At 46.2% G+C, this 25,871-nt stretch carries 21 protein-coding genes and 1 tRNA gene; 8 read left to right on the forward strand and 14 right to left on the reverse strand.

Annotated features, from left to right (window positions below; all coding sequences use genetic code 11):
* Window positions 1-110: 110 nt before the first annotated feature.
* The 3 genes from AACV20_RS08015 to AACV20_RS08025 form a co-directional block, all read right to left on the reverse strand.
* A complete protein-coding gene (locus AACV20_RS08015; protein WP_017044591.1) occupies window positions 111-1,565 on the reverse strand; it encodes an ATP-binding protein in 1,455 nt (484 codons plus the stop codon).
* A 2-nt stretch (window positions 1,566-1,567) separates the two neighbouring features.
* On the reverse strand, window positions 1,568-2,296 hold the full coding sequence (locus tag AACV20_RS08020; protein WP_026028047.1) for a response regulator: 729 nt from the start codon (window positions 2,294-2,296) through the stop codon (window positions 1,568-1,570).
* 117 nt (window positions 2,297-2,413) lie between these two features.
* Window positions 2,414-3,883, reverse strand: a complete 1,470-nt coding sequence (locus AACV20_RS08025; RefSeq protein ID WP_170907098.1) for a protein adenylyltransferase SelO — start codon at window positions 3,881-3,883, stop codon at window positions 2,414-2,416.
* 123 nt (window positions 3,884-4,006) lie between these two features.
* On the opposite strand from AACV20_RS08025, the gene AACV20_RS08030 reads away from it, so the two are divergent.
* Window positions 4,007-5,374 (forward strand): L-serine ammonia-lyase, encoded by a 1,368-nt coding sequence (locus AACV20_RS08030; protein ID WP_029189727.1) that lies wholly within the window; start codon window positions 4,007-4,009, stop codon window positions 5,372-5,374.
* 47 nt (window positions 5,375-5,421) lie between these two features.
* Here AACV20_RS08030 and AACV20_RS08035 read toward each other — a convergent pair whose 3' ends face one another.
* On the reverse strand, window positions 5,422-6,195 hold the full coding sequence (locus AACV20_RS08035; protein WP_170907099.1) for a hypothetical protein: 774 nt from the start codon (window positions 6,193-6,195) through the stop codon (window positions 5,422-5,424).
* A 325-nt stretch (window positions 6,196-6,520) separates the two neighbouring features.
* Between AACV20_RS08035 and AACV20_RS08040 the strand changes: the two genes are divergently transcribed.
* Together AACV20_RS08040 and AACV20_RS08045 are read left to right on the forward strand one after the other, a co-directional pair.
* Complete coding sequence (locus tag AACV20_RS08040) at window positions 6,521-7,759, forward strand: DEAD/DEAH box helicase (RefSeq protein WP_170907100.1); 1,239 nt, start codon at window positions 6,521-6,523, stop codon at window positions 7,757-7,759.
* Between the two features lie 197 nt (window positions 7,760-7,956).
* Window positions 7,957-9,738, forward strand: a complete 1,782-nt coding sequence (locus AACV20_RS08045) for an alpha-amylase family protein (RefSeq protein ID WP_170907101.1) — start codon at window positions 7,957-7,959, stop codon at window positions 9,736-9,738.
* 90 nt (window positions 9,739-9,828) lie between these two features.
* Here AACV20_RS08045 and AACV20_RS08050 read toward each other — a convergent pair whose 3' ends face one another.
* The 3 genes from AACV20_RS08050 to AACV20_RS08060 form a co-directional block, all read right to left on the reverse strand.
* Entirely contained in the window at window positions 9,829-11,364 is a 1,536-nt protein-coding gene (locus AACV20_RS08050) for a BCCT family transporter (protein WP_094144900.1), read from the reverse strand.
* Entirely contained in the window at window positions 11,351-12,250 is a 900-nt protein-coding gene (locus tag AACV20_RS08055; protein WP_170907102.1) for a homocysteine S-methyltransferase family protein, read from the reverse strand. Before AACV20_RS08055 ends, AACV20_RS08050 begins: the two co-directional genes overlap by 14 nt.
* A gap of 214 nt (window positions 12,251-12,464) precedes the next feature.
* On the reverse strand, window positions 12,465-13,796 hold the full coding sequence (locus AACV20_RS08060) for a ferredoxin reductase family protein (protein ID WP_170907103.1): 1,332 nt from the start codon (window positions 13,794-13,796) through the stop codon (window positions 12,465-12,467).
* Between the two features lie 331 nt (window positions 13,797-14,127).
* Between AACV20_RS08060 and AACV20_RS08065 the strand changes: the two genes are divergently transcribed.
* Complete coding sequence (locus AACV20_RS08065) at window positions 14,128-14,541, forward strand: VF530 family protein (protein WP_013857204.1); 414 nt, start codon at window positions 14,128-14,130, stop codon at window positions 14,539-14,541.
* 118 nt (window positions 14,542-14,659) lie between these two features.
* Here the strand turns inward: AACV20_RS08065 and AACV20_RS08070 are convergent, their stop codons facing one another.
* Together AACV20_RS08070 and AACV20_RS08075 are read right to left on the reverse strand one after the other, a co-directional pair.
* Window positions 14,660-15,766: a M23 family metallopeptidase gene (locus tag AACV20_RS08070; protein WP_170907104.1), complete on the reverse strand. Its 1,107-nt coding sequence runs from the start codon at window positions 15,764-15,766 to the stop codon at window positions 14,660-14,662.
* Between the two features lie 233 nt (window positions 15,767-15,999).
* Window positions 16,000-16,076, reverse strand: a tRNA-Arg gene (locus AACV20_RS08075).
* Window positions 16,077-16,277: 201 nt separating this feature from the next.
* Between AACV20_RS08075 and folD the strand changes: the two genes are divergently transcribed.
* Window positions 16,278-17,138 carry a bifunctional methylenetetrahydrofolate dehydrogenase/methenyltetrahydrofolate cyclohydrolase FolD gene (folD, locus tag AACV20_RS08080; RefSeq protein ID WP_010317168.1) on the forward strand — a complete coding sequence of 287 codons (861 nt, stop codon included), beginning with the start codon at window positions 16,278-16,280 and terminating at the stop codon, window positions 17,136-17,138.
* A 118-nt stretch (window positions 17,139-17,256) separates the two neighbouring features.
* Here folD and AACV20_RS08085 read toward each other — a convergent pair whose 3' ends face one another.
* The 5 genes from AACV20_RS08085 to AACV20_RS08105 all read right to left on the reverse strand — a co-directional run bounded on the left by AACV20_RS08085 (window position 17,257) and on the right by AACV20_RS08105 (window position 23,876).
* Window positions 17,257-19,797: an Ig-like domain-containing protein gene (locus tag AACV20_RS08085; RefSeq protein ID WP_170907105.1), complete on the reverse strand. Its 2,541-nt coding sequence runs from the start codon at window positions 19,795-19,797 to the stop codon at window positions 17,257-17,259.
* A 372-nt stretch (window positions 19,798-20,169) separates the two neighbouring features.
* Entirely contained in the window at window positions 20,170-21,375 is a 1,206-nt protein-coding gene (locus AACV20_RS08090; protein ID WP_170907106.1) for a NupC/NupG family nucleoside CNT transporter, read from the reverse strand.
* Window positions 21,376-21,593: 218 nt separating this feature from the next.
* Window positions 21,594-22,541 carry a LysR family transcriptional regulator gene (locus AACV20_RS08095; RefSeq protein WP_170907107.1) on the reverse strand — a complete coding sequence of 316 codons (948 nt, stop codon included), beginning with the start codon at window positions 22,539-22,541 and terminating at the stop codon, window positions 21,594-21,596.
* Between the two features lie 61 nt (window positions 22,542-22,602).
* Window positions 22,603-23,571: a lytic murein transglycosylase gene (locus tag AACV20_RS08100; protein WP_013857211.1), complete on the reverse strand. Its 969-nt coding sequence runs from the start codon at window positions 23,569-23,571 to the stop codon at window positions 22,603-22,605.
* Between the two features lie 23 nt (window positions 23,572-23,594).
* Window positions 23,595-23,876, reverse strand: coding sequence for a YcgL domain-containing protein (locus AACV20_RS08105; RefSeq protein ID WP_017044579.1), 282 nt, complete (start codon window positions 23,874-23,876; stop codon window positions 23,595-23,597).
* Between the two features lie 199 nt (window positions 23,877-24,075).
* Here AACV20_RS08105 and minC point away from each other — a divergent pair, with 199 nt between their 5' ends.
* From minC to minE, 3 genes are read left to right on the forward strand one after another with little or no spacing between them, the layout of a single operon-like run.
* Window positions 24,076-24,738, forward strand: a complete 663-nt coding sequence (gene minC / locus AACV20_RS08110; RefSeq protein WP_013857213.1) for a septum site-determining protein MinC — start codon at window positions 24,076-24,078, stop codon at window positions 24,736-24,738.
* A gap of 19 nt (window positions 24,739-24,757) precedes the next feature.
* Window positions 24,758-25,570 carry a septum site-determining protein MinD gene (gene minD, locus AACV20_RS08115; protein ID WP_013857214.1) on the forward strand — a complete coding sequence of 271 codons (813 nt, stop codon included), beginning with the start codon at window positions 24,758-24,760 and terminating at the stop codon, window positions 25,568-25,570.
* A gap of 4 nt (window positions 25,571-25,574) precedes the next feature.
* A complete protein-coding gene (gene minE, locus AACV20_RS08120) occupies window positions 25,575-25,841 on the forward strand; it encodes a cell division topological specificity factor MinE (protein ID WP_010317176.1) in 267 nt (88 codons plus the stop codon).
* Window positions 25,842-25,871 lie beyond the last annotated feature (30 nt).

Raw genomic sequence — 25,871 nt, forward strand, 5'->3', positions numbered from 1 at the left:
CGCAAACTTTTATTAACCATTAAAGTGCTGATCGTTTACCTACTAGTCTAATCAAAGAAAATTTTTTTCGTTGAAACAAACCGTAATTTTAACGTAACGAAAGCGTTACACTACACCGCTAACGTAGGTGGGATAAAGACTTGTGCTTCCAAACCACCATGAGCTGGATTGCGTAAAATGAGATCTCCGCCGTGTCCATGTAAAATACTTCGGCATATTCCAAGACCAAGACCGTGGCCTTGGTCATCATCGGCAAGGCGAAAATAGGGCTCAAAGACCGCTTCTAATTTATCTATCGGGATCCCCGGGCCTTGGTCTTGAATGGTGATAACCACCCACTCTGGATTTTCTTCCAACTTCACCCACACTTGCTGACCATACTTCACGCCATTGCCAATCAAGTTTGTCAATACTCGTTGAATAGCTAGAGGCTTAGCGATTATCGGTTCAAGCTGTGTAGGCGTAAAATGGACCACTTGGCGAGTTAAGTTGTACCCTTCAGCAATCGTCTGAATCATCTCATTGAGATCAATACTGCTGTTATTTTCGTGTAAATCGGTATCTCGCACGCACTGCAATGCCCCTTTAACCATCATCTCTAGCTCATCGAGATCGCGGTTAAATTTTTCGCGCTTAACATCGCTTTCGAGCAATTCAGCCCTTAGGCGTAAGCGGGTGATGGGTGTTTTTAAATCATGAGAGATGGCCGAAAACAGATGCTCTCTATCGGCCACGTAACGTCGAATTCGTTGCTGCATACGATTGAATGCGCGGGTCGCAGTGATCAATTCTGTCGCCCCCTCTTCACGCAAGGGACGCTGGGCAATATCCATACTCATCTCATTCGCCGCTTTGGCTAAATTTCTCAGTGGCCGAACTTGGCGGCGCATAAGCAAGTAGGTCAACGCTAACAAAATGGTGGTGGAAAAAAAGAGAAATAAGATCTGCTCTTTTCTTAGTAGAGTGTCATCCAATTTCACGTATGGAGCGGGAAGTAGCGCCGCCACGTAAACCCATTCATGGCTTGATAGTTCGATTTGCACCACCAACACTGGCGGGTTTAGCGGTTCAAGTGTGAGTGTATGATAGGCCCACGACTTAGGTAAGTCGCTGAGAAAAATATCGTTTTTTAGTAACCGCAAATGTTCTGGTTTGGTAAATTCAACTTGAATACTCTCAACGTTATTGAGCTTTTGTTGCAACACTTCCCTCACCGCATCGACTGAAGCTCGCTTGAGCGGCGTATCGATAATCGGCTCCACAGTCAATGGCTCTTTATTGAATGAGACAAAAAAACGGGTTCCCCCCATATTGCGAATTTGATCCAGCACGATATGCCGATATTTGACGGGCAGTGATTGAAAAAAGGTCACGGTGGAAGCAAACATACCTGCCATGCTAGAAGAAACGGAACTGATCCCTTCCAACTCTTTTTGTTTAGATTGGCTGTACCAAATCGCCGTTGCAATGCCCTGCGCTATCACCACCGCCAACAAAGTCAGCAGCAGTGTTCGTGAGACAAGAGAGTTGGGTTTTAAGCGTGAAAAGAGACGTCTTAGCGTCATTTTTAATGGCCGTAACTGACCGGAACGGCCAGAATATAGCCGTTGCCACGCATAGTTTTAATGTAGTGAGGATATTTTGCACTATCACCCAATCGCTGACGTAAACGGCTAAGTTGCACGTCGATACCTCGCTCAAAAGGGAGCGCTTCACGTCCACGAGTAGCAAATGAGATGGTATCGCGATCAAGCACTTCCTTAGGCCGGGTTAAAAACAGCATCAGTAGTGCAAAATCACTGCCCGACAAGTCATGCTCATCGGCACGCTCTAGATGTGTAATTCGGTGTGACAAGGTATCGAGTTGCCAATCACCAAACGTAATTTGTTTGGGCAACGCATCGGTTGTTTTTTCATCATTGACTTGTACCCGGCGCAGCAAAGCCTTGATGCGCGCCATTAACTGACGCGGGTTAAAAGGTTTCGCCACATAATCATCCGCGCCAATTTCTAAACCAATGATTTGGTCAGTTTCATCAGAAACCGCGGTCAACATAATGATAGGAACGTTCGAATGACGACGGATTTTTTGGCATAAAGTGAAACCATCGTCTCCGGGCATCATCACATCCAACAAAATAAGATCGGGATAACTGTTACGTTCCAAATAGGCTAATAGCTCGATGCCATCCGCGGTAGTGACGATATCAAAACCAGACTTCGTCAAGTACTCATCTAATAATTGCCGAATCTCTTCGTCATCATCCACGACTAGAATGCGCGTTCTTGCCTGCATGTCCACTATCCATATTTTCAACTGATCGGCCTAGTGTAGCTATAGGTCATTTTTTTGATTATTGATATTTATGTAAAGTTTGAATTCTGTCTAGATAGAGATCACAAAATGCGTTACTTATGAGGAACAACTGATTTCCATTTTTTTCCCCCATTCAGGAGGAAGCTGGGCAAAATGACTCTTTTCCGGCTGCTCGGCATAAGGGTTGGCTAACAATTGTGCTAATTGGTGCACTTGTTGGTAATCACCCTGTTCTGCTTTATCAATCGCTTGTTGAGCCAAATAATTACGCAAAATATATTTCGGATTCACTTTTCTCATCTCTGCGCAGCGCTGCTCAATCGAAATCGCGTTCCCCGAACTGTCGATTTCTCGCTCACAACGAGCCAGATACTGTTCAAGCCAAGACTGAGCGGCAGCGCGGTCAATGAAGAGATCCAATACAGGTTGCTCCCCTTCTCGATCCAAGTTGGATAGTTGCCGGAAAAAGCGAGTGTAGTCGGTGTGATTTTTGGTTAATAACTCAAACATTTGCTCAAACAACACCGAATCACCGGGCAGAGAGGTCAACAACCCCAATTTACGACGCATTTGCTGGCTAAAATAACGGCCGAGCTGCGCTTCAAACTGAGCGAGTGCCGCTTCCAGATCGCTTCTTTCCACTAACGGTGACAATGCATGTGCTAAAGCGGACAGGTTCCACAACGCCACACGCGGCTGCTGATCAAACGCGTAGCGGCCTTGATAATCGGAATGATTGCCAATATAAGTCGGTTCATAATCGTCGAGAAAAGCAAAAGGACCGTAGTCAAAGGTTTGACCGAGGATAGACATGTTGTCGGTATTCATCACACCATGGGCAAATCCAACCGCTTGCCAATCGGCAATCATCTTAGCAGTACGCTCAACAATGTGACTAAACATGGCCGCATAAGGTTTTTCTTGTGTGAGGCAATCAGGGTAATGCCACTCAATCACTTTATCAGCCAGTTGCTTTTGCTCTGCTAATTGGTTGGTATAGAAAAAATGTTCAAAATGGCCAAAGCGAATATGGCTCTGCGCTACACGTACCAGCAGCGCACCTCGCTCTTGTTTTTCTCGATAAACAGGCGTGTCACTGCTCATCATCGCTAATGCTCTTGTGGTCGCAATCCCAAGACCCGCCATCGCCTCACTACACAAGTATTCGCGAATAGTGGAGCGCAGTACGGCGCGTCCATCCCCCATACGCGAATAAGGCGTAAGCCCTGCACCTTTCAAATGCAGATCATACACTTCACCCGTTTTACTCTCGATTTCGGCCAACAGTAACCCACGGCCATCACCTAGATCAGGGTTATAAATACCAAATTGATGGCCCGCGTATTTCATCGCTAATGGCTTAAATTGCGCGGGAATAACTTGGCCAGACAGGCTGTGCAGTAGCTCATCATTAGGTTGTGTTGGTAAAGACAAATCCCCAGCCAGTGAGGCATTCCAAGCAACCCAACGCACATTGTCTAAAGGCGCTGGGTTCACTTGAGAATAAAAAACCGAGGGTAATTCACCATAGCGAGTGTGCAGTGTTACTTGATCCCAAATCGACATGCGAAGTCCTCATAATATGGTTTTTGGTTAGACTTTTACACGTTAGCAAATACTTGAGCTCTAGACTAGGGTATTATTAGGCAAAGTTGTCACCTATTACAGGTCACATTCAAGGTGAAGTCGATGTTATCCATTTTTGATATTTTTAAAATTGGTGTGGGCCCTTCTAGCTCACACACCAATGGGCCAATGATTGCAGGCTATCAATTTAGCCAAATCATTGCTGATTTAACGCAAGTGGCAAGAGTGCAGATTGACCTTTACGGTTCATTATCACTTACAGGACGTGGCCACCACACTGATCGGGCCGTGATATTAGGTCTGCTGGGCAATAAGCCTGACACCATCAAAATCACCAGCGCCAATCAAGCGCTAGCGCATGCTATTGAACACGGTGAGCTTAATTTAGCGGGAAAAAAGCTCATTCCATTCCAGCTAAAAACTGACCTCCTCTTCCAAAATACTAATCTTCCCTTACATGAAAATGGTATGACGATTACCGCTTTTGGAGCGCAAGGAGAAACGTTAGCCTTTGAAACTTACTACTCGGTGGGAGGCGGTTTTGTTGCTACCGCCAAAGAGTTGGAACACGGTAGTGCAAATGCACCCGTGGAGGTCGAATTTCCTTTTACTTCTGCTGATGAATTACTCTTTAAAGCCGAAAAACATGGCTTAAGTTTAGGCAGTCTCGTTTTGCGCAATGAAATAGCGTTTCATGATCTTGAAACGATTAACCACAAAGCCGATCAAATTTGGAAAGTGATGTCGCTCTGCATGCAGCGCGGCTTTGAAACGGAAGGCATTCTCGAAGGTGGGTTGCATGTCACGCGCCGCGCACCAGCACTGCTCAAAAAGCTGGAAGCTAACGCGGCGATTGAAAGTGACCCAATGGAGATCATGGACTGGATTAACCTGTTTGCTTTCGCGGTCAGTGAAGAAAATGCAGCGGGAGGGCAAGTGGTCACCTCGCCAACCAATGGCGCGGCAGGAGTGATACCCGCCGTATTAATGTATTACCACCGCTTTATCCGAGAGCTTGACACTAAGCAGTTGAAAGATTTTCTCGCCGTGGCTGGCGCTATTGGTATTTTGTACAAAACCAATGCTTCTATTTCGGGGGCCGAAGTAGGCTGTCAAGGGGAGATTGGAGTCTCTTCTTCAATGGCAGCGGCAGGGTTGACCGCTCTAAGAGGTGGCAGCAACGAACAAATTTGCATGGCGGCTGAAATTGCCATGGAGCATTCATTGGGTATGACATGCGACCCAATGGGTGGCTTAGTTCAAGTCCCTTGCATCGAACGCAATGCAATGGGAGCCGTGAAAGCGATTAACGCTTCACGCATGGCCCTAAAACGGACCAGCAAATGCTTAATTTCTCTAGATAAAGTGATTGAGACCATGTACCAGACGGGGAAAGATATGAATCGGAAATATCGAGAAACCTCGTTAGGCGGCTTAGCGTTAATCCACCTATCACCACCTTGTGAATAGTAATACCGTTCAATCCTCATCAAGCCCTGTGTGAATACAGGGCTTATTTAAGCGGTAAATTCAGGAATGCGTAACTCTTGGTTCTGGGTAATCGCTTCTCGCTGCACAATCCACTGAAAGCTGAGCGACAACACACAAATCTCAACCGCACAAACCACTAACCAGAAGAGTGACAATAATAATGTCAATGGCAGAAAATGCAGATTAAACAAGGGCTGTAGTAGTGCGTTGATAAGCATGGGGATCACACCTATCAGCACAAATAGTGCTTTGGCGTGGGGCTTTGACATTTGCCACGCGACACTCAAACCTCTAGGTTGATGATCTAGTGCTGTTGCTGGCAAAACTAATGACCAACGGGAGATAAACCAGCCAATAGGCAGCATTGCGGCATAGGTACAAAGCTGGATTAACCACATTGGCATAGTCACTATATTTGCCAGCGAGCCAATGATAAACATGGGTATGATTAGAATGGCAAACAGTATGGCGCCTAACGCAGCCCACCATCCAATAAAGCGCAATTCACGCGAACTTAAGTAAAAAATCGTGCTCAAACGGCAAGATTTTTCACCCAGCAGAACCAAACGATGCAAGCGCACTGTCGCCATCGCCGCCGTTACCGTATAAAGCACATAAACAATGACATTCGTTAATGTAAACAACTGTTGTGGATCATCAAAGTCAACAACACCAATCGTGAAATAGAGATTCACCACCAAAAAAGGTGAAGATTGCAGCATGAGAGTCAGCCAATTTTTTTGGACTAATTTTAACGCACTCACCACAGTATACTGAATCGGTAGCTGCTGATATTCCATGAATCTATTCCCTGACAAATAAGTAAGGTTAATATATCGAAAATAGATCCCACTTGTTCTAAAAGCTCTGTGATGCCAATCCAACTCCACGCACTCATTGATAACAATCTTATTGGTATCTCATATTAGTGACTCGGCAACGAGGCGCTATTCTGAATAAAGAGACGATCGCTGACACTGAGGTATCTCACCGCATTTGAAGAGTTCATGCTAGAATGCGCCGAATTTGCGATGAGTTGCACTCAAAGTATTAGGGCGTAGCGCCTTACGCTGAGCAAAGCCATCGCTTGCTAACTGTTTTGACTTTTTAACTCTGAGAGCCCGCATGCCATTTTCCAACCTAGGATTGAGCGATCCAATCTTAAAAGCCGTTCACGAACTCGGCTATTCTGCCCCAACACCGATTCAAGAACAGGCAATCCCTGCCATTTTGACGGGTAAAAATGTCATTGCGGCAGCGCAAACCGGCACGGGTAAAACCGCTAGCTTTGTACTGCCCATTTTGCAGATGCTTAGTCAAGGAACAACTCAGCGCGCCAAACGTGTTCGCGCATTAATTTTAGCGCCCACTCGCGAATTGGCTCTGCAAGTGGAAGAGAACGTCACTCAATACGCAAAGTATCTGTCCTTAACCTGCCTTGCGATGTACGGCGGTGTCGATTCGCAAAAACAAAAACAACGCTTGATTGAAGGGGTGGATATTTTGATCGCCACGCCGGGGCGCTTGCTTGATATGTATGGCCAACGCGCCGTTCATTTTGATGAGCTTGAAGTGCTGGTGATGGATGAAGCTGACCGCATGCTCGACATGGGGTTCATTGAAGACATCAATAAAATTGTTGATCGCCTGCCACTAAACCGTCAGAACTTGCTGTTTTCGGCGACCCTTTCTCGCCCAGTGCGCGAGTTGGCTAAATCAGCCATTAATAATCCGATTGAAATTGATGTCGCTGGTTACAACCGCACGCCAAATCAAATTGAGCAGTGGATTATCACTGTCGATAAAGATCAAAAATCTGCACTACTGAGCCATTTGATTACTAAAAACCAATGGCAACAGGCGATGATTTTCATCGAAACCAAACACGGTGCGGCAAAGCTGGCGAGCCAACTGGAAAAGCGTGGCATTGCGGCAGAGGCGTTTCACAGTGGCCGTAGCCAAGAAGTTCGTGAAAAATTATTAGCCGATTTCAAAGCAGGTAAACTGCAATTTTTGATTGCAACGGGCGTTGCCGCGCGCGGTATTGATATTGACAACTTAGAAAGAGTGGTGAATTACGACTTGCCTTATCCTGCGGAGAACTACATTCACCGTATTGGACGAACCGGTCGTGCTGGTGCAACCGGTGAAGCAATTTCTCTCGTATCACGCGATGATTTTAAAAACTTGTGCATGATTGAAAGCCGCTTAGGACATTTGCTTGTGCGTAAAGAAATTGAAGGTTTCACACCGAAAAAAGACGTGCCTATTTCCATTTTAAATTACCACTTGAAAAAGCGTGATAACGAGCACTCAAGTGCACCGCGTCGTAGCCCTCGCCCTAAACAAGAAAAACGCTCATAAGCATAATGTTTCTTTACAAATCCCACCGCCCGGTGGGATTTTGTTGACTAAACCATTCCCGCATCACACTTTTACGCCTTCTTTCTCTCTACGCCCCAAAATCACTACTCAAGGATGATTCTGTCTTCATCAACTTCTATTAGCCTGCAACTCATCTCCTATTTCTCGCATCCCATCATCGCTTAGGTTGACACGTTATGGCTTACAACAAATACACTATCTATCAAGTTTTCACGCGCTTATTCGGTAATACAAACTGTTGCAACACACCTTGGGCAACGAAAGAACAAAATGGCGTCGGTAAATTAAGTGACTTCACTGACGATGCACTCAATGCAATTCATCAACTTGGGATCACTCATATTTGGTATACCGGTGTTTTACATCACGCACTGGTGGGTGATTACCGTGCATGGGGAATAGAGAATGATCACCCAAGTGTTGTCAAAGGTAGAGCGGGCTCGCCTTACGCCATTAAAGACTACTATTCGATAAACCCTGATTTAGCCGACGACCCAGCTCAGCGTAATCACGAATTTGAAGCCTTGATTAAGCGTACACACCAAGCGGGCATGAAAGTCATCATCGACATTGTCCCTAACCACGTGGCGCGCCAATATCAAGGGCTCAATAACCCTGTCGGAGTCAATGATTTTGGTGAAAATGATGATACCAGTGTGCAATACGCCAGGGACAATAACTTCTATTACCTACCCGACACCTCCTTTAAACTGCCAGATATTCCCACCTCATTACTACCGTTGGGCGGTGAATGCCACCCAGATTTAGCCACCCCGTTTTACGAACACCCCGCAAAATGGACAGGCAATGGATCTCGTTTAGCCAAGCCGAACATCGATGATTGGTATGAAACCGTCAAAATAAACTACGGCATCAAACCTGATGGAGGCAAAGATTTTGCCGAGCTTCCGCAGCAATACCGTTTCCTATCTCACCTTGAACACGCCGTTTTCTGGCAAGACAAAAGTATCCCGGATTCATGGCGTAAATTTAGGGATATCGCTCTTTATTGGCTCGATAAAGGCGTGGATGGCTTTCGTTATGATATGGCCGAAATGGTACCGATTGAATTTTGGAGCTATCTCAACTCGGCAATTAAGCTACACACCCCCGATGCTTTTTTAATGGCAGAGGTGTATCAGCCAGATTTATACCGCGATTATATCCAGCTCGGGAAAATGGACTATCTGTACGACAAAGTCGACCTTTACGATAGTCTCAAAGCCATCATGCAAGGACACGGCTCTACCAAAGAGATTGGTCGTATTGAATATCAACTGCGCGACATTGAGCATCACATGCTGCATTTCTTGGAAAACCATGACGAGCAGAGAATTGCCTCGCCTGAATTTGCAGGGGAAGCACATAAAGCACGCCCAGCCATGTTGATTTCAGCCTGTTTATCCAGTTCACCAACCTTGCTTTATTTTGGGCAAGAAGTGGGTGAACCGGGAGCGGAACATGCCGGCTTTGGACAGCCTTCTCGCACCTCTATTTTTGACTATATCGGTGTTCCACAACACCAAAAATGGATGAATAACGGCGCATTTGATGGTGGCCAATTAAACGAGAGCGAGAAACAGCTGCGCCATTTCTACTCAACATTACTGAATTTAGTCAAACAGAGCCCCGCACTGACCGGTGAATATCATGATCTGTACTCCGCCAATGTTGAACACTTCTCCGACCAACAAGATGGCTTATTTGCCTTTGCTCGCTCTAACCCATCACAAAAGCTGATCATCGCAGCAAACTTCAGTGCCACAAGTGGCAAAACCGTAAAACTGCATTTACCTAAAGCATTGACCACTTATTGGCAGTTAACCAGTGGTGAGCACACTCTATTCGACCCGCTAAATCAACAAACGCTGACGCTCTTCGTCAACGAACAAGAGAGCTATGTGATGATCAACTTCACCCCACTTTCGACCCATTTCATGGTTCTCAATAATATTTAAACCTCAAAGAGAGTCATTGTTCAATACAACAAGCCAGCATCTTCATCGTGCTGGCTTGTTTTACTAAAGGCTATAAGGTTAAGGCTTGCTTTAAGTGACTTTCATTAACACGGGTTCTTGATCAGATTCCCGCTCATGCTGATTGGGCAAAATGCCTAAAGTATGTAAAAAGGTTTTGAGCATGATGGCGTAAATGAACATCATAGGAAGGCCTGCGACCACACAAAGCGACTTAATGGTTTCAATCCCTCCCCCAGCCAAAAATACACTTAAACTGATCAGCCCAATCGCACAGGCCCAAAGCAATTTTACTCGATTATCAGGATCACCATTCAAAGCCAATTCATTGGTGGTGAGCATCGCCGTCGCAACACTCGCACTGGACATAGTGGTCAGCATCAATAAAAACTGAATGAGTAGAAATAGCCCAAGCACCCCATTTCCCCCAGGCAAGGTTTTTATCAATGAAACCACTGCGTAGGTTAAGCCACCTTCTGCCATCCAGCCCTGAACGGGTAAACCGCCCAGCATTTGAGCCCACACCGCATAGCCACCAAAAATGGAGATAAAAAATGCACAACCCAAAGCGCCCATCGAGATGGTGTACAAAACCACTTCACGAATCGTTCGTCCACGAGAAATTCGCGTGATGAATAGGCCCATCATAATCAAGTACGCGTAATACCAAAACCAATAGTACTGAGTCCAGCCTTGTGCAAAACCACTTTGCTGAACAGGGTCTGTCCACAATGACATTCTAAAGAAATTATCCAACATCACGCCCAGCGAGTCAGTGAAACTATTAAGAATGAAAGAAGGTTGAGTCGCCAATAATACAAACAGGGCAAACAACACCGCCATGCTGACTGTCCAGTTAGAAATCATGTTGATACCCTGATTAAAACCAACCCCCATCACAACCACTAACGCAGCCACAAAAAGCACAATAATTGTGCCTTGTAAGCCAAGGCTATTCTCAATTTGTAACAGCTCTGCCACACCGGCGCTGACCAAAGTCACAGTTAAGGCTAGCGAGCTAGCAAACGCGGCCAACGTACCAAAAATCGACAATAGATCGATACTTTTTGCCACCAAAGGATGGTCACCCACTACCGAAGAACACAAACTGGAAACTTTTAACGTGCGTTTTTTTTGTACATAAAATGCATAAGCAAACGGAATCGCTGGAAAGCAGTAAATCGCCCAGCCTGTAATGCCCCAATGAAAAATAGAGTAGGTAACGGCCCATGCCGCAGCAGGATAACTATTAGGCTCAGCAAATAACGGCGGTGATTGTAAGTAATACATCGGCTCACCTATCGCCCAGTAAATGAGTGACGCCCCGACGCCAGCGGTAAAAATCATCCCGCCGTAAGAAAAATTACTGTATTCAGTTTTTTCTTCACCTAAACGAATGCGGCCGTATTTCGAACACGCTAGCCACAGTAAAAAAACCACTAACGCCAAACTTGCCATCTGTACTAACCAGCCAAACCAGTGGCTCACCCAGCCCATAGCTTGCGCCGCCATCGCTTGAGAGGTGGCTGGATAAAGCGCAGATACCGTTAACAAAACAAGCACTAACGCAATCGCAGGAAAAGCCAATCCATAATTAAGATTTTTCAAAACTGCGCCTCCATTCATAAAGTGCTTGAATATGGCGAGGGGTGATGCCACAACATCCGCCGATCACGGTTGCACCGAGGGCATACCACTGCTTGGCAAATGCGAGATAATCTTCTGCACTAAACTCACGCATGGCTTGTACGGTTTCGTTAGCGGCGTGATCCAATTTAATCGGCGTAAAACTGTTTGCATAAACGCCGATTTCAATCTTTTGCGCTCGGCCTTCCAACACCGTTTTCGCCTGTTGAATGGCATCAGCCATCACCTCGGGTATTGAGCAGTTAAAGAAAATACCCGCCCCACCCGCAGAATAGATTTGTTCTGCGGCTTCAGACACTGACTGCCCAGAACGCAATTGTGCGATATTAGAGTCATCTTTCAGAGTCAGTGCGTAATAGCAAGGCTTGGTTGATGAGGCAAACACCGATTGGATCATGCTCAACTCTTCTAAACTGGCAATCGTCTCCGCTAACCAGACGTCCACATAAGGATCTTGTGCTTGATACAAAGTGAGTGAAATCGCTCGTGCGACTTCGGCTTGAAAGAGATCAGGCCGATAGCTTCCCATAGCCGGTGGCATAGAACCCGCCACTAAAATCGGACGTTCTGACTGCTGTGCTACTTCCGCAGCAATCTGCGCGGCTAAGTTCGCTAACCTTGCACCATCGGTTTGATATAGTGACTCGCCCAAGTGAAAAGGGACACACGCATAGCTATTCACCGTGATGATGTCGGCACCGCTATCAATAAATCCTTGGTGAGCTAAACGAACATGTTGTGGAGATTCAATCAGCGCTTGCGCGCTCCAAAGTGGCTGAGAAAAAGGAGCGCCAATTCTTTTTAATTCACGCCCCATGCCACCATCAAGAAGGGTTAATTTGCTCATAATATCGTATCCATAATGCTTTATTGGTCAGTGCCATTGAAGCATACTGTGAGCAAGATCATAGTGAATAACATTGAAGTGCAATATGAATTTTATTCAAGTAAGTGACTTGATTTATCTATTCTTTTTCGCAAGGTCACTATCTGTTGTTCATGCTGTCATTCGTGCTGTCATTCTTAGAAAACATGGGGCTTGGTCATTTCACAACAAATACTCAACGCATCATAAACAACTCTTCATGGAACTGAGTTTCAACGTCTACATGGTAAGGCTTCAACGCCTGTTTTAAAGTCCGTGAAAACGCAACAGGGCCACAAAAGAAAAACTCAAAACCACTTAAATCACCACACTGGCGAGCAATAGTCTCGGCAGACAAATGCGGCGCAATGCTTGAATCAATCACTGTGAGGGAGACACCTGCACGCAATGCTTTCTGCTTAAGCTCATCACACAGGGCTTGCTCTGCATGGTGGCAGCAGAAAAACAGATAAGTAGCCGGATGCGCTTTTACCGTGTGTAAATAATCTAACCCAGCCATAAATGGAGCGATGCCGACACCGCCACCAATCCAGACTTGTGGCCTATCACTATAAAACTCAAATCGTCCATATGGACCTTCGACCTCAATCGGCTCACCCACGGTAATTCTCTTATAAAGGCCTGTGGTAAAATCGCCGAGCTCTTTGATCAAAAATCGCAGCTCATTAGCCTCATTGTACGAAGCAATAGTAAACGGATGTGGCTCTTCGCCAACAAAACTCAAATAGGCAAACTGCCCTGCTTTATGCCCGGGCCAAGGTTTCTCCATCTTAATTCTTAAATCTAACGTTTGGCTCGCTGCGCAGTAGTGGTATGCGCTAACCTTCGCTGAATAACGTGCATTTCGGCCCACAAATCCAAGCAAACTGTAGACTGCTGCCGCGGAGCCAAGCGCAATAAACATCAACACTAACCAATAAATCGGCCAGCCCCAATACACCTTTTTCAACAATAATACCGAATGCCCAGCCAGCAAAAGGTACACCACCGCCATCAAACGGTGCGATAAGCGAAACGGTTTGTATTTAATGGTTAGCCACAGTGATACACCCACCAGCAGCAATAATGAGTAGAACCCCCATTCGCCAATGGCTAACCCAATCGGGCGCATCTCTTTTACCCAAAGCGCAAAACCCGACAAGTTCCCCTGTGGGCCCGAGCCATTGAGCCGATTAGGTTTAGTCAGGAGCTCAAGTGCGATCATCCATTTCGGTATCTGGTAGCAAAGCCAGTGAAATAAACCAAGCAACGTGGCCGAAATACCCAGCCATTTGTGTATCCGATAGCCTTTATCGATTCCTTGCGTCCACTGCTCAACAAGGGGCAAACGAAGCGCCAGCACCATAGCCAATGACATCGCCACAATGGCCAAAATGCCTGACCACTGGATAAAAGCCGATCGCCACTTGAAGAGGTTTTCAGACACCAAAAGCGTTGGCTCGGCTTGCATCCATAATACCGAGACAACCACCATCACAATCAATACCGTTTTGCTTACTCTGCTCATCACAATAACCACTTAAATAAAAAGGTTATCTAAGAGTAACAAGCACAACGTAAAGTAGATGAAGTAACAAGTAAATCTGTGTAAAGACAGCAATCCAAGCTCTTTAAGCGCTATGTCCTTTTATTGAACGCAGAAAAATCTGACCAATCAAACAACGCTGATCTTCCGCACGATAATCTTAGGGAGGGTCACTGAATTCTGTTAGAATGCGGCCCCTTCAACTAGCGTGTTAAGAGATGATCATTCGTGATGCCACGTTGTTTGAATAAAAAACCAACGAAAACCATACACCCCTGCTGGCCTCGGTTAGTGAACTACTTAGGAACTCGTTATGATGACTGAAGAAGAAAGAATTGAATTACAAAGAAATAACCCATTACACGGTCTTAAGTTAGAAACATTACTGCAAGAACTAGTGGATTTTTACGGTTGGGATATTCTCGATACGGCAATGCGTTTTAACTGCTTCCATACCAACCCATCGGTTGCCAGCAGCGTGAAATATCTCAATAAAACCGATTGGGCGAGAGAGAAAGTAGAAAACTTCTACCTATATCGCTTTAAACGTATGCCACGCGCTTCAGCTGAAGAATATGATCTGCCACCGCGCGCGCGCACTTTCCCACATGGCCTCAAACCTAAAGAGCCAATGGAGCTGACGGTTGATTCCATTTTAAACTCACAGGCTAAAGCGGCTTCTGCCCATAAAGAGCGTTCCGCACGTAACCGTTCGTTTCGTCGTTAAAGAACGGTAAGTCAGTGATCGGCTCACGACACAACAAATCGGTTGAGCACAAAATGAATGTTGGTGTAAGAGAGCACCTTGCACCAACATTTTCCATCACAACATTTCAGCGTGAACCTTAATTATAAATAGGTTGCCATAAGCAGACTTTCTGTTGCTTACGTTGGTCGTACAGCCATGTATATTGGCAATGATTATCGTAACTATATCGCCCAGTCTGAACCTTATATGGCCCAAAACTCACACCTTGTAAAGATTGAAAACGCCCTTGATAAAGCAATGAGAAGTGCAAGTGAGGACCAGTGGACGATCCACCTTCACACAAAGCAATGGAGCGCTGGTTAGCATAAACACCCAACTTACTGTCTTTCGTCACCCACTGATTATTCGCGACTTGGATTCCGTCCATATGGTAATAGTTCGTCGCCCAACCGTTTGGATGCGTCACGCGCAGTTGGCACCGAGACATCACCGACACGTAGCCATCATGCGCGGCCGTTACACTGTAAGTTGGCGCGCCCCAAGCTGGCCAATCGTAAGAAACGTCGATTGAAGAAAGCGGAAAACCTGAACCACTGTGCGCATGCGTACCGTTAGGTATCCATTGATACCCTTTGCGCCATGGCCACTGCATAAACCCCTCACTAGGCGAAGCAATGAGGTTTCCCATACGCATAGGAGCTGGTGTGTTTTGTGGCTCGCTGAAAGCACCAAACCAAAGCTCATATTGCGATTTCCATAACGCCCAATCATCCACCCGATTCAATTGCTGCATGACCGCTAACGTCGCAGCATTGTATTGAAGAGCCGATGAACTTTCTTGATAGTGATAGAAACGCTGAGACAGTTGATTCGCAATATCTTTGATCTGCCGCTGTCTATCGTCCAAGCTTTGATCCGAAGCACTCTCTTGCTCTAATAACGCTAAAGTGGTCAATAACACTCGAGGATCAACCCCCGTTGCCCCAGCCCAATGGCTAACTGACTCGACAAGCTCAAGCCAATTTGGCTGATGGGTACCAATAAAATCTTCAATATTGAAAGGACGTTGATGAGGTCGAAAAACAAACTCATCATCGCTAATCAGAGAAAATGGCAGTTGGCTCTCTGCAAGCTGCGCTTCGTTAAGCCGTGGAGTATCGACATCAGGATACAACTGATGGCTTACCACCATTGGGCTAAAACAGATAAACCATGTCACTAAAGAAGATTTGGTTAGATTCATTACGCACCCTCCATATGAATTAAATTTCACATAGAGTGTGGCACAAAATATTCGTGGGATAGCTAAGAAGGTGCGTTTTGCGAGGCCAGTAGGAGCAAGATGTAATAAGATGAAAGCGATGAAATTATCAACACTCTGCACAAAAGTACCATCGGAGTAAAAAACCGAACGGATGAACATGAAAAACAAAAGCCCCGATAACTTTTTGAGTTATCGGGGCTTTCTTGAATAAATGGCGCGCCCTGTAGGATTCGAACCTACGACCACATCCTTAGAAGGGACGTGCTCTATCCAGCTGAGCTAAGGGCGCGCTACAGGGACAGGATTATACGAGTTGAACTCCGTAAATCAATCGCTTTCTCTAACATTCTGTTTCAAATGCCTAAAAAACTGCCATTCGCTAACCATGTGACGAAAAACAGAACAAAGCAAACGTTTGCTTATAGATGTTACTTTAAATATCTGCGACAATGCGCCCAAAAATATTTGCGACCAATGTGTAAGGAAAGCCATGACTGCTCAAAATATTGATGGGACACTCATCTCCCAGACGGTTCGCTCTGAAGTAGCGGCGCGGGTAAAAGCTCGCACTCAAGTGGGTCTTCGAGCTCCGGGGCTAGCGGTGGTGCTGGTGGGAGAAGATCCTGCGTCACAAGTGTATGTCGGCAGCAAACGTCGTGCTTGTGAAGAGGTGGGTTTTGTTTCTAAATCCTATGATCTTCCGGCCACTGCAGGTGAAGAGGAGCTACTGGCGTTAATCGATAAGCTCAATGCCGACCCTGAAATTGACGGCATTTTAGTGCAACTGCCCTTACCTGCTGGGATTGACACAACCCATGTGCTTGAACGCATTGTTCCTGAAAAAGATGTCGATGGTTTTCATCCTTACAATGTGGGCCGTTTAGCCCAACGCATTCCTAAACTGCGCTCTTGCACGCCCAAAGGGATCATCACTTTGCTTGAGCGCTATAACGTTCAACTGCGTGGTAAGCATGCGGTGATTGTGGGCGCATCCAATATTGTCGGCCGACCAATGACGTTAGAGCTGCTACTGGCTGGTTGCACCACAACCACATGCCATCGCTTCACTAAAGATTTAGAGCACCATGTTCGCCAAGCTGATTTGTTGGTGGTGGCCGTTGGTAAACCCAATTTTATTCCCGGTGCATGGATTAAAGAAGGTGCCGTGGTGATTGATGTGGGCATCAACCGCTTGGAGTCAGGCAAACTGATTGGCGATGTCGAGTACGATGTAGCGCGCACCAAAGCAAGCTTGATCACCCCTGTTCCGGGTGGTGTCGGGCCAATGACGGTTGCTAGTTTGATTGAAAACACCCTGTTGGCGTGCGAGCAATTTCACCCCAATAACTGATCTTGTTATTGATTATTGCTATTGATTATTGCTAGTGGTTATTGCTAGCTATGATCAGCGAGCCAAAAAGAACCCCAGCACTGCGCTGGGGTTCTTGCGTTATAAACCAACTTAGCCTTTATTGGGCATTATTCATTTGCGTCAGTTTGTTGCCTATTGGCGTAGAGAAATTGTAGCCGTCGTGTTCGTCCCAGTTAATAGACCATGTCATCACACCACCGTAGTTAGGGTAGTTGAAGCTCGGTTTCACCGTCGCGCAAGAGGTTCCCTTGGTTAAGCAGTCCAACGCATCAAGAATGTTTTGCGTGGGCGCTTGCCCAGAGTTGGCAGAGCTCGGGCCAGAAGGCAAACCGATTGCAACTTGATCGTCACGCAGTGGTTCAAAGCGTGAACCATCGGCCAAATCAAACCCTTCTAACAGCATTTTTGATTGAGCGACCATCATATCCACCGAACCTTCAGGTGCTGCACCCGGTAGATAAGGGTTTGGTAACCCACCGTTGTTATAGAGCTGGACATGAAGTAGATCGAGTGTGTCACGAACCTCATTGATGATAGGAATATACGCTCCCCAAATGCCGCTATAAGCCACCATTCCTCCTTGAACATAAGGGTGTTCTGGTGCCATGGTCAGGTACATATCACCGCCGATGTTGGCTTCAATTTGCTTTAATGCCCGTCCCAAGCGCGCTTGAATTTGCGAGCCATGCATTAAGTTAGAACCACTTTCTAAATCAACGTCCAAACCATCAAAACCCCACTCTTTGATCAACGCCGTCAAACTATCAACAAAGTGCGCTTCATCACTGTCAGTATTGAGCGTAATGTTGCCTTCAGCGCCACCAAGTGACAAAACAAAAACTTTGCCTTTGGCTTGCAAGGCCGCCATATCTTGCTTGAACTGGGTAGCATCTAAGGCGGGACAGCTACTATGCGCATCGCCTGCGAAAAGATTGAAATGCACGGTTCCATTACTATTGCGGTCATTATCGGCAAATGCAATATCGATCACATCCCACGCATCAGACATATCAGCGAGACGCATTGGGCAGCCAGCAGCATTGACAAAATTATGCCAGTAACCGATCAATTTGTGCTTTTTCTGTGTCTGTTCAACCACCTTCACGGCAGCTGCGTCTGACAATACACTACTGCCTACATCATAAGCTTGCGCAGCCACTGTGTATTCGCCGATAGCCGTAGGTGTCCAAGTGTAGGCATAAGGCGCACTGGTATCAATTGCGACCACCGCTCCATTCACTAAGAAATCGACTTTAGAAACAGCACCAGTGAGTGACGTCGCATTGGCAGCAATATTGACTGGTTTACCTAAACCGACGGTTTGCCCTGACGTTGGCGATGTTAACGACACCACTAACGCTTGATCGCTCACTGAAACGTTAATCTGACTTTCAGCGCTATTATTGTCATTATCGGTTGCGATGGCTTTGAGTGTGGTACTTCCTACCTTGTTCGCAACCCACTCAACCGAATAAGGCGCTTGGTTTACTACGCCAAGGCTCGTGCCATCAGCAAGAAATTCCACTTGTACTACACTGCCATCGGCATCATTAGCTTGTGCACTGAGCAGGATGGTAGAACCAGCCAGAATCACTTCATTATCAGCAGGGCTTGTCAATGAAACGGTAGGTGGCGTGGCGCACGCGCCCATTCCTGTCCACGCTTCTTGCCAATAACTTCCTTTGCCCGGCTCATAGGCCCACGCTGAGCTGGAAGAGCACCAACCTGCGATATCACAACGGAACTTTTGATTATTGTTTTGCACCAGTTCGCCCGCAGCGTAACTGCTACCCGCCACATAGGTTGCTAAACCTGCACAACCACCACTTGAGCCTCCAGATACAACCAAGGCGACCTCTTGGCTATGAGTCGTTTGGTTATCATTATCCGTCGCTTTGGCTTTAAAGGTGTGAGAGCCTGAGACAGCAGTCCAATCGTGGGCATAAGGTTCTGCAGTATCTGAAGCGACGAGTTGTCCATCCACATAAAAATCAACTTGCGTGACGGTTCCATCCGAATCGGTGGCATTAGCGCTTAGCGTCAATGAGTCACCAGCCGCTAGCTGCTCAGCACCTGTTGGGCTGGTTAAGGAGATGGAAGGAGGCACTAAACCACCAACAGGCGTAACCGAGATGGTTGACTCTGTTGACGTAGTCGCACCCTGATCATCAGTGGCAATTGCAGTCACTTGGGTTGCGCCTAAAGCGGCAGTCCAATCGGTTTGGAAAGGCGCTTGTGTGATGACGGCGATCGACACGCCATTAATCAAAAATTCAACCTGTGCCACGCTACCATCGCTATCAGACGCGGTGGCTTGCAGCGTGATTAAGCTGCCTTGTGGGATTTGTGCATTATTGGCAGGAGAAACGAGATTTAGCGTGGGTGGAACATTGCCACCACCGCTGTCACACTGCCCGAGTGATAGCCAAAATGCCCAGGGGCCGTTATTGCTTGCAGGATCATTTCCCTGCGTCCAATAGTTAGCTTGATAGGCTGCGTTAGATTGCGTCACTTTATCACCGGACGTATAAATGGCGGCCGTATCCCAAGAGCCCAAGCCATCACAGTTATAGGCTTGAGCTTGGTAGCTTATCCCTAACGTTGTAATGATGGCGGCTCTGAGTAGATAAGAACTCATTGTTCTCTCCTTTGCTTATGAATAATTAACCCGTTCCCAATTAACTTGACGTGGTGGCCTGCAATACGCGAGACAAAGCAACATCAAGTAGGCAGGGTATATAACTAATAAGCTAGAGGACGAGAATTGCACTCTAAATAACTGATAATTTTAATTATCTCAGCTCAAAATCACGGCATGATTTTAACATCAACACCGCTTGCAAATCTTTTTCGGCGGACTTCACGAACTCACCTAATCACACGTCGTTGAGAAATTGATATGGTCAATATTATTTTGGTGAGGTGGATGGATAAAAATGCCGGCTCTATTAGCCGGCATCGAAGATACAAAATGTATGGTGGGTTTTCGTAACCAATAGAAACGCTACGTTTATAGCGACAAAATAACCCCAGCAAGCGCAGCACTCATCAAGTTAGCCAGCACGCCAGCGCTGATCGCTCGAAAACCATATTGAGAGATGAAGCTGCGACGCTCTGGCACCAAACTGCCCAAACCACCGATCAATACTGCCATGGTCGAAATATTGGCAAAGCCGCACAGAGCAAAAGTTACAATCGCTTGAGAATGTTCACTGAGCGAATCTTTTACGTCCATCAATTGGATAAAAGCGACAAACTCGTTCACGACAATTTTATTACCAATCAGTGAGCCTGCCGTCATCGCTTCGCTCCATGGAATGCCCACCAGCCACGCAACTGGAGCAAATAGGTAGCCTAAAATCAATTCAAAACTAAGGGTTAAGCCAAACAGACCGCCCACCCAGCCCAATAGGCCGTTGAGTAGCGCAATCACACTGATGAAGGCCAGTAACGTTGCCCCAACTGCAACCGCGATACGAAGCCCTGACATTGCACCATCAGCTACGGCTTCAACCACATTGGTTGCTTTTGGTATCTCAACCTCTTCGTTGGCCACCTGCTGACTTTGCGCTTCGGTTTCCGGCAGCAAAATTTTCGCCATCAACAAACCGGCTGGAGCTGACATAAATGCCGCCGCAATAAGATAGTTAAGGTTAACGCCCAGTGAGGCATAGCCAACTAACGTTCCGCCCGCAACCGAGGCTAAGCCACACGTCATCACCGCAAAAAATTGCGAATCACTCATGTGCTTTAAATAGGGCTTAACGACTAACGGTGCTTCAATCATGCCGACAAAAATGTTCGCCGTGGCCGACAGTGACTCTGCACGCCCCGTACCCAATAATTTTTGCAAACCACCACCAATCAAATTAATTACTTTAGGCATCAAACCAATGTGGTACAAACCGGAGATCAAAGCAGAGAAGAAAATGATGATGCCAAGCATATTAATCGCAAACACAAAACCAACGCTACCATTGGCTAAACCGCCAAAGAGAAAGCCAATTCCCTCTTGCCCATAATTGATCAAATTCGATACCGCACCCGTGACACTGTTGAGCACTTCTTTCCCCATAGGGACATACAGAACCAATAGTGCAAAGCCTACTTGCAATAAAAAAGCGAGCGATACGGTTCTAAGTTGGATGTTTTTTCTATTGGTAGAAAGTAGCCAAGCCGTAAATAAGATGGCGACGACGCCAAGTAATGAGTTCATTTGCTGTCAATCCAGATAACGGGGATAGGAAAGGCGCGCATTCTATCGTGCGAAAACGAATGCGCAAGTCGCAAATGTTACAGAGGTGTGCTTAACAGTAGCAGCCTTAATCTTCCATTTTCAAGCTGTTGATTTGTAACAAGCTAAACGATTGCCTAGGCTTGTATTTTCCATATAGAAAATATGTTTCTGAGTTGGGAAATAATAAACCGTGCTCATTACGCTTTTGTAAAACGGATGTAAGGCTCTAATTGAGTATCCCAATAGCAAGGTGTACCGATTAAAGCCTTGATAAATTCAATCACGGCTGAGGTTTTCTTCGGCATGTGCTGCCGGCTCGGGTAAACCGCATAAAAAGGCATGCTTTGATTTGCGTGCCAATCTGGCAGCAATTGGATCAGTTTACCGGTTCGAAATTCATCTCGAATTAAATAAGTCGCCAAGTAAGCAACACCCCACCCTGCCACGGCGGCGTCACGCACGGCTTCGGCTAAATCTACCGAATAGTTACCCGACACATTGATGTTGATTTTTTGCTCTGGATTGGCAAACGACCAACGGGTGTAATCTCGCTCCCAACTACGGTAGATAAGACAGTTGTGACCTAACAGATCACTGGGTGTCTGAGGGGGTGAATGGTTTAATAAGTATTCCGGTGACGCCGCCAGCACAAATTGGCAATCGGCGAGACGTTGCGCCACGTACCCTTCCGGCAAATGTTCGTTGTTGGTCACCCACAAATCAAGCCCTTCTTCGAGCATATCGACTCGATAATCGAACAAATGCACTTCCACTTGCAGTTTTGGATAACGCTGACGAAGCGCCTCCAGTGCTGGCAAAATGTGCAAAGAACCAAACGACTGTGAAAGACCAAGCTTAATCAGCCCAGACACCTCATCACGCTGGCTTTCCATTTCAGACTGCGCAGCATCCATCAACCCAACGACCGCAATACAATGGCGATAAAAAGCCTCTCCAGCCTCGGTTGTGGTGAAGCTGCGAGTGGTTCGCTGAACGAGCTTCACCCCGAGCGAGGCTTCCAGTAAGGCCAACTGCTTACTAACATGCGATACTGATACGCCTAAGCTTTTGGCCGCAGCGGTAAAGCCTTGATGTTTGATTAACGCAGCAAATATCACCATTTGCCCTGCACGTTCAACTAGCACACACTCTCCAGAAATAGCAAAGGGCTCATGATGAGCCCTTTGCGTTCAATTAAGGTTCAAATCAATAGGTAATTCTATCCGCCAAATGGCTCACCGCGAGGGCGAAATAATATGAACGGTTCCACTTCATCAACACATTATAGTTATTGTATACCAAGTAAACGCGGCCATTTTCATCATCTGGCATGATAAGCCAAGCTTGAACGTTGTCTAAATTAGGCAGTGGTTTACCTTCGTAACGGGTAATACCGAGCTTGTTCCACTCTCTCAGTGACTTCCCTTTTTCGGGCTGTCGCCCTTCTAAAGTGCGGTCAAACCCATGCGGAACTTTAACTTGACGGCCCCAAGTGTATTTATCATCCCATCCCGATTGGCTGAGATAATTGGCCGTCGACGCGAATACATCTTCCTTTGAGCGCCAAATGTCTTTTTTGCCATCGCCATTACCATCGGAAGCGAACGCCAAAAACGAACTCGGCATAAACTGACATTGTCCCATCGCACCAGCCCAAGACCCTTTCATCTCATCAGCTTGGATATGACCTTGCTGTAGAATTTGCAACGCGGCCATCGTCTCCTTGCGGAAAAATTCTTCTCGACGACCGTCATAAGCCATAGTCGTCAGCGCATCAATAACACTAAAACCACCGGTCAACGCACCAAAATTACTTTCTACGCCCCACAAAGCCACGATAAAGCGCGGCTGTACGCCATATTGTTCGCCAATGCGGCTAAGCTCTGCATAGTGCTTTTCATACAGCGCCTTTGCTTGGTTCACTTTCCATTCTGGAACCGCGCGTGGGATATATTCATCCAGCGTCAGTTTCTTTTCTGGTTGATTGCGATCGGCCGTCACAGCACGTGGCTTGTACTCCACATTTTTAAACGCATCGATTAAAATTTGCTCTGAAATGCCTTCATTTCGTGCTTGCTGCTTCAAGCCTTCGACATAGTGTTCAAAACTAACCTCATTCGCCATCAATGGCGTGGAGAGGCTTAATCCCAATACGACTGACAATAACTTTCTCAAATCGTCCTCCTTGAGCTGAAAACTTAGCTATCTTTTTGCTGAGCCTTTTGCTGCTTATATTGTTCTAATAAATTTTGTGGCGGTGGCGGTAACTGTAGGAAAAAGCCCTCATTTTCTAGAGACTCTTTTACTTTTTCAATGTTCACTTGGGCAAGTGTACGCCCTTCCAGTTTCACTACCATGACTAAAGTAGGTTTACCGAACATCGCCATTAATGTGTCAGGAACCTGTGAAAAGTCATCCTTTTTGGGGATATAGAGATAGGTACCTTCTTTTTTAGAGCTTTTGTAGATAGAGCAAAGCATGACAAACCTTTTATTGTAATAAACTGGCTTTTCGAGCCAATTAAGTTAGAAACGTTAAACTTTTACCAAATTTGAGATTAAAACAAACATTTGACCGCAAGATAACTTGCTGAGCTAAGTCAGGGAATATAACATGACAACCCTAGTTTCAGGCAACGCCCTTTCTAGTGAAGCCATTAGTTATTGAGGTCAATATAAGATGTCGAATACTCCTGACCTAAAAGGTAGCAGTTTTACTTTGTCAGTGTTACACCTTTGCGACAGTGAAGTTGCCAATACCGTTGAGTTTCTCAAGGAAAAAGTCGCCCAAGCTCCTGCTTTTTTTGCCTCTGCACCTGTAGTGATCAATATTGCTAAAGTGATTGGCGATATTGATTTTGCGATACTTAAACAAGGCATCACTGAAGCGGGAATGATCCCGGTCGGTGTGACAGGTTGCCGTGATAAACGCAGCCAAAACTTAGCCTCAGAAGCTGGCTTTGCCGTGATGGCAGCAAGCAAGTCGCCTTCTCAAGCTCCCGCTCAAATCGCGCCAACCAAGGTGATTCGCACGCCCATTCGCTCTGGCCAGCAAGTGTATGCCAAAGATAGCGATTTAGTGATCCTCAATCACGTCAGCGCGGGGGCCGAAGTGATCGCCGATGGTTCAATTCACATTCATGGTTCACTGCGCGGAAGGGCCATTGCCGGTGCCAGCGGCCAAACGGAAGCAAAAATTATTTGTCACGATTTACAAGCAGAGCTGGTCTCCATTGCTGGAAATTATTGGCTTAGCGATCAAATTGAAAGTGAGTTTTGGCAGAAGAAAGTGATGCTCAGCATGGTTGATGATTCACTGCATTTTGAAACGCTCACGATTTAAAATTAACAAGGAAAACATAATGGCACGCATTATTGTTGTAACGTCAGGAAAAGGCGGCGTTGGTAAAACAACCTCAAGCGCAGCAATTGCTTCTGGCTTGGCTTTAAAAGGTAAAAAGACAGCGGTCATCGATTTTGATATCGGTCTGCGTAACCTTGACTTAATCATGGGTTGTGAGCGCCGCGTGGTGTACGACTTTGTCAACGTCATCAACGGTGAGGCGACACTTAACCAAGCGATGATCAAAGATAAACGCACCGAAAACCTGTTTATTCTGCCTGCCTCACAAACCCGTGATAAAGATGCACTCACCAAAGAGGGCGTAAAGCGCGTTTTGGATGAACTCGATACGATGGGCTTTGATTTCGTCATTTGCGACTCACCAGCAGGTATTGAGCAAGGCGCGTTGATGGCTTTGTACTTTGCTGATGAAGCGATTGTAACGACGAACCCTGAAGTCTCTTCCGTACGCGACTCGGACCGCATTTTAGGGATTTTGGATTCCAAATCAATGCGCTCAGAGCAAGGGTTAGAGCCCGTTAAACAGCACCTTTTATTGACCCGTTATAACCCTACTCGCGTGACACAAGGTGAAATGTTGAGCGTGGAAGATGTTGAAGAGATTTTACATATCTCTTTACTTGGCGTGATCCCAGAAAGCCAAGCGGTGCTTAATGCCTCCAACAAAGGTGTTCCGGTTATTTTTGACGATCAATCAGACGCAGGCCAAGCTTATGCTGACGCTGTCGAGCGCTTATTAGGGCAAGAAGTCGAGTTTCGTTTTCTAACGGAGCAGAAAAAGGGCATCTTTAAACGACTTTTCGGGGGTTAATATTATGTCTCTACTTGAGTTTTTCCGACCACAAAAGAAAACGACCTCAGCAAGCCTTGCCAAAGAGCGTTTGCAAATTATCGTCGCCGAACGTCGTAGTGAAAATGACCCTGCACCGACCTATTTGCCTCAATTGAAAGAAGACATTCTCAAGGTGATCGCCAAATACGTAGCGGTTGACCCTTCGATGGTTGAAGTCTCTTTTGAGCACAAAGATGATGATATCTCTGTGCTGGAATTGAACGTGAAACTGCCAGACGAAGAAAAGTAATCCTTATGATAAAAGAGCCTGCAAAATTGC

This window comes from Vibrio sp. B4-6 (genome assembly GCF_963888245.1).
Taxonomy (GTDB): Bacteria; Pseudomonadota; Gammaproteobacteria; order Enterobacterales; family Vibrionaceae; genus Vibrio; species Vibrio anguillarum.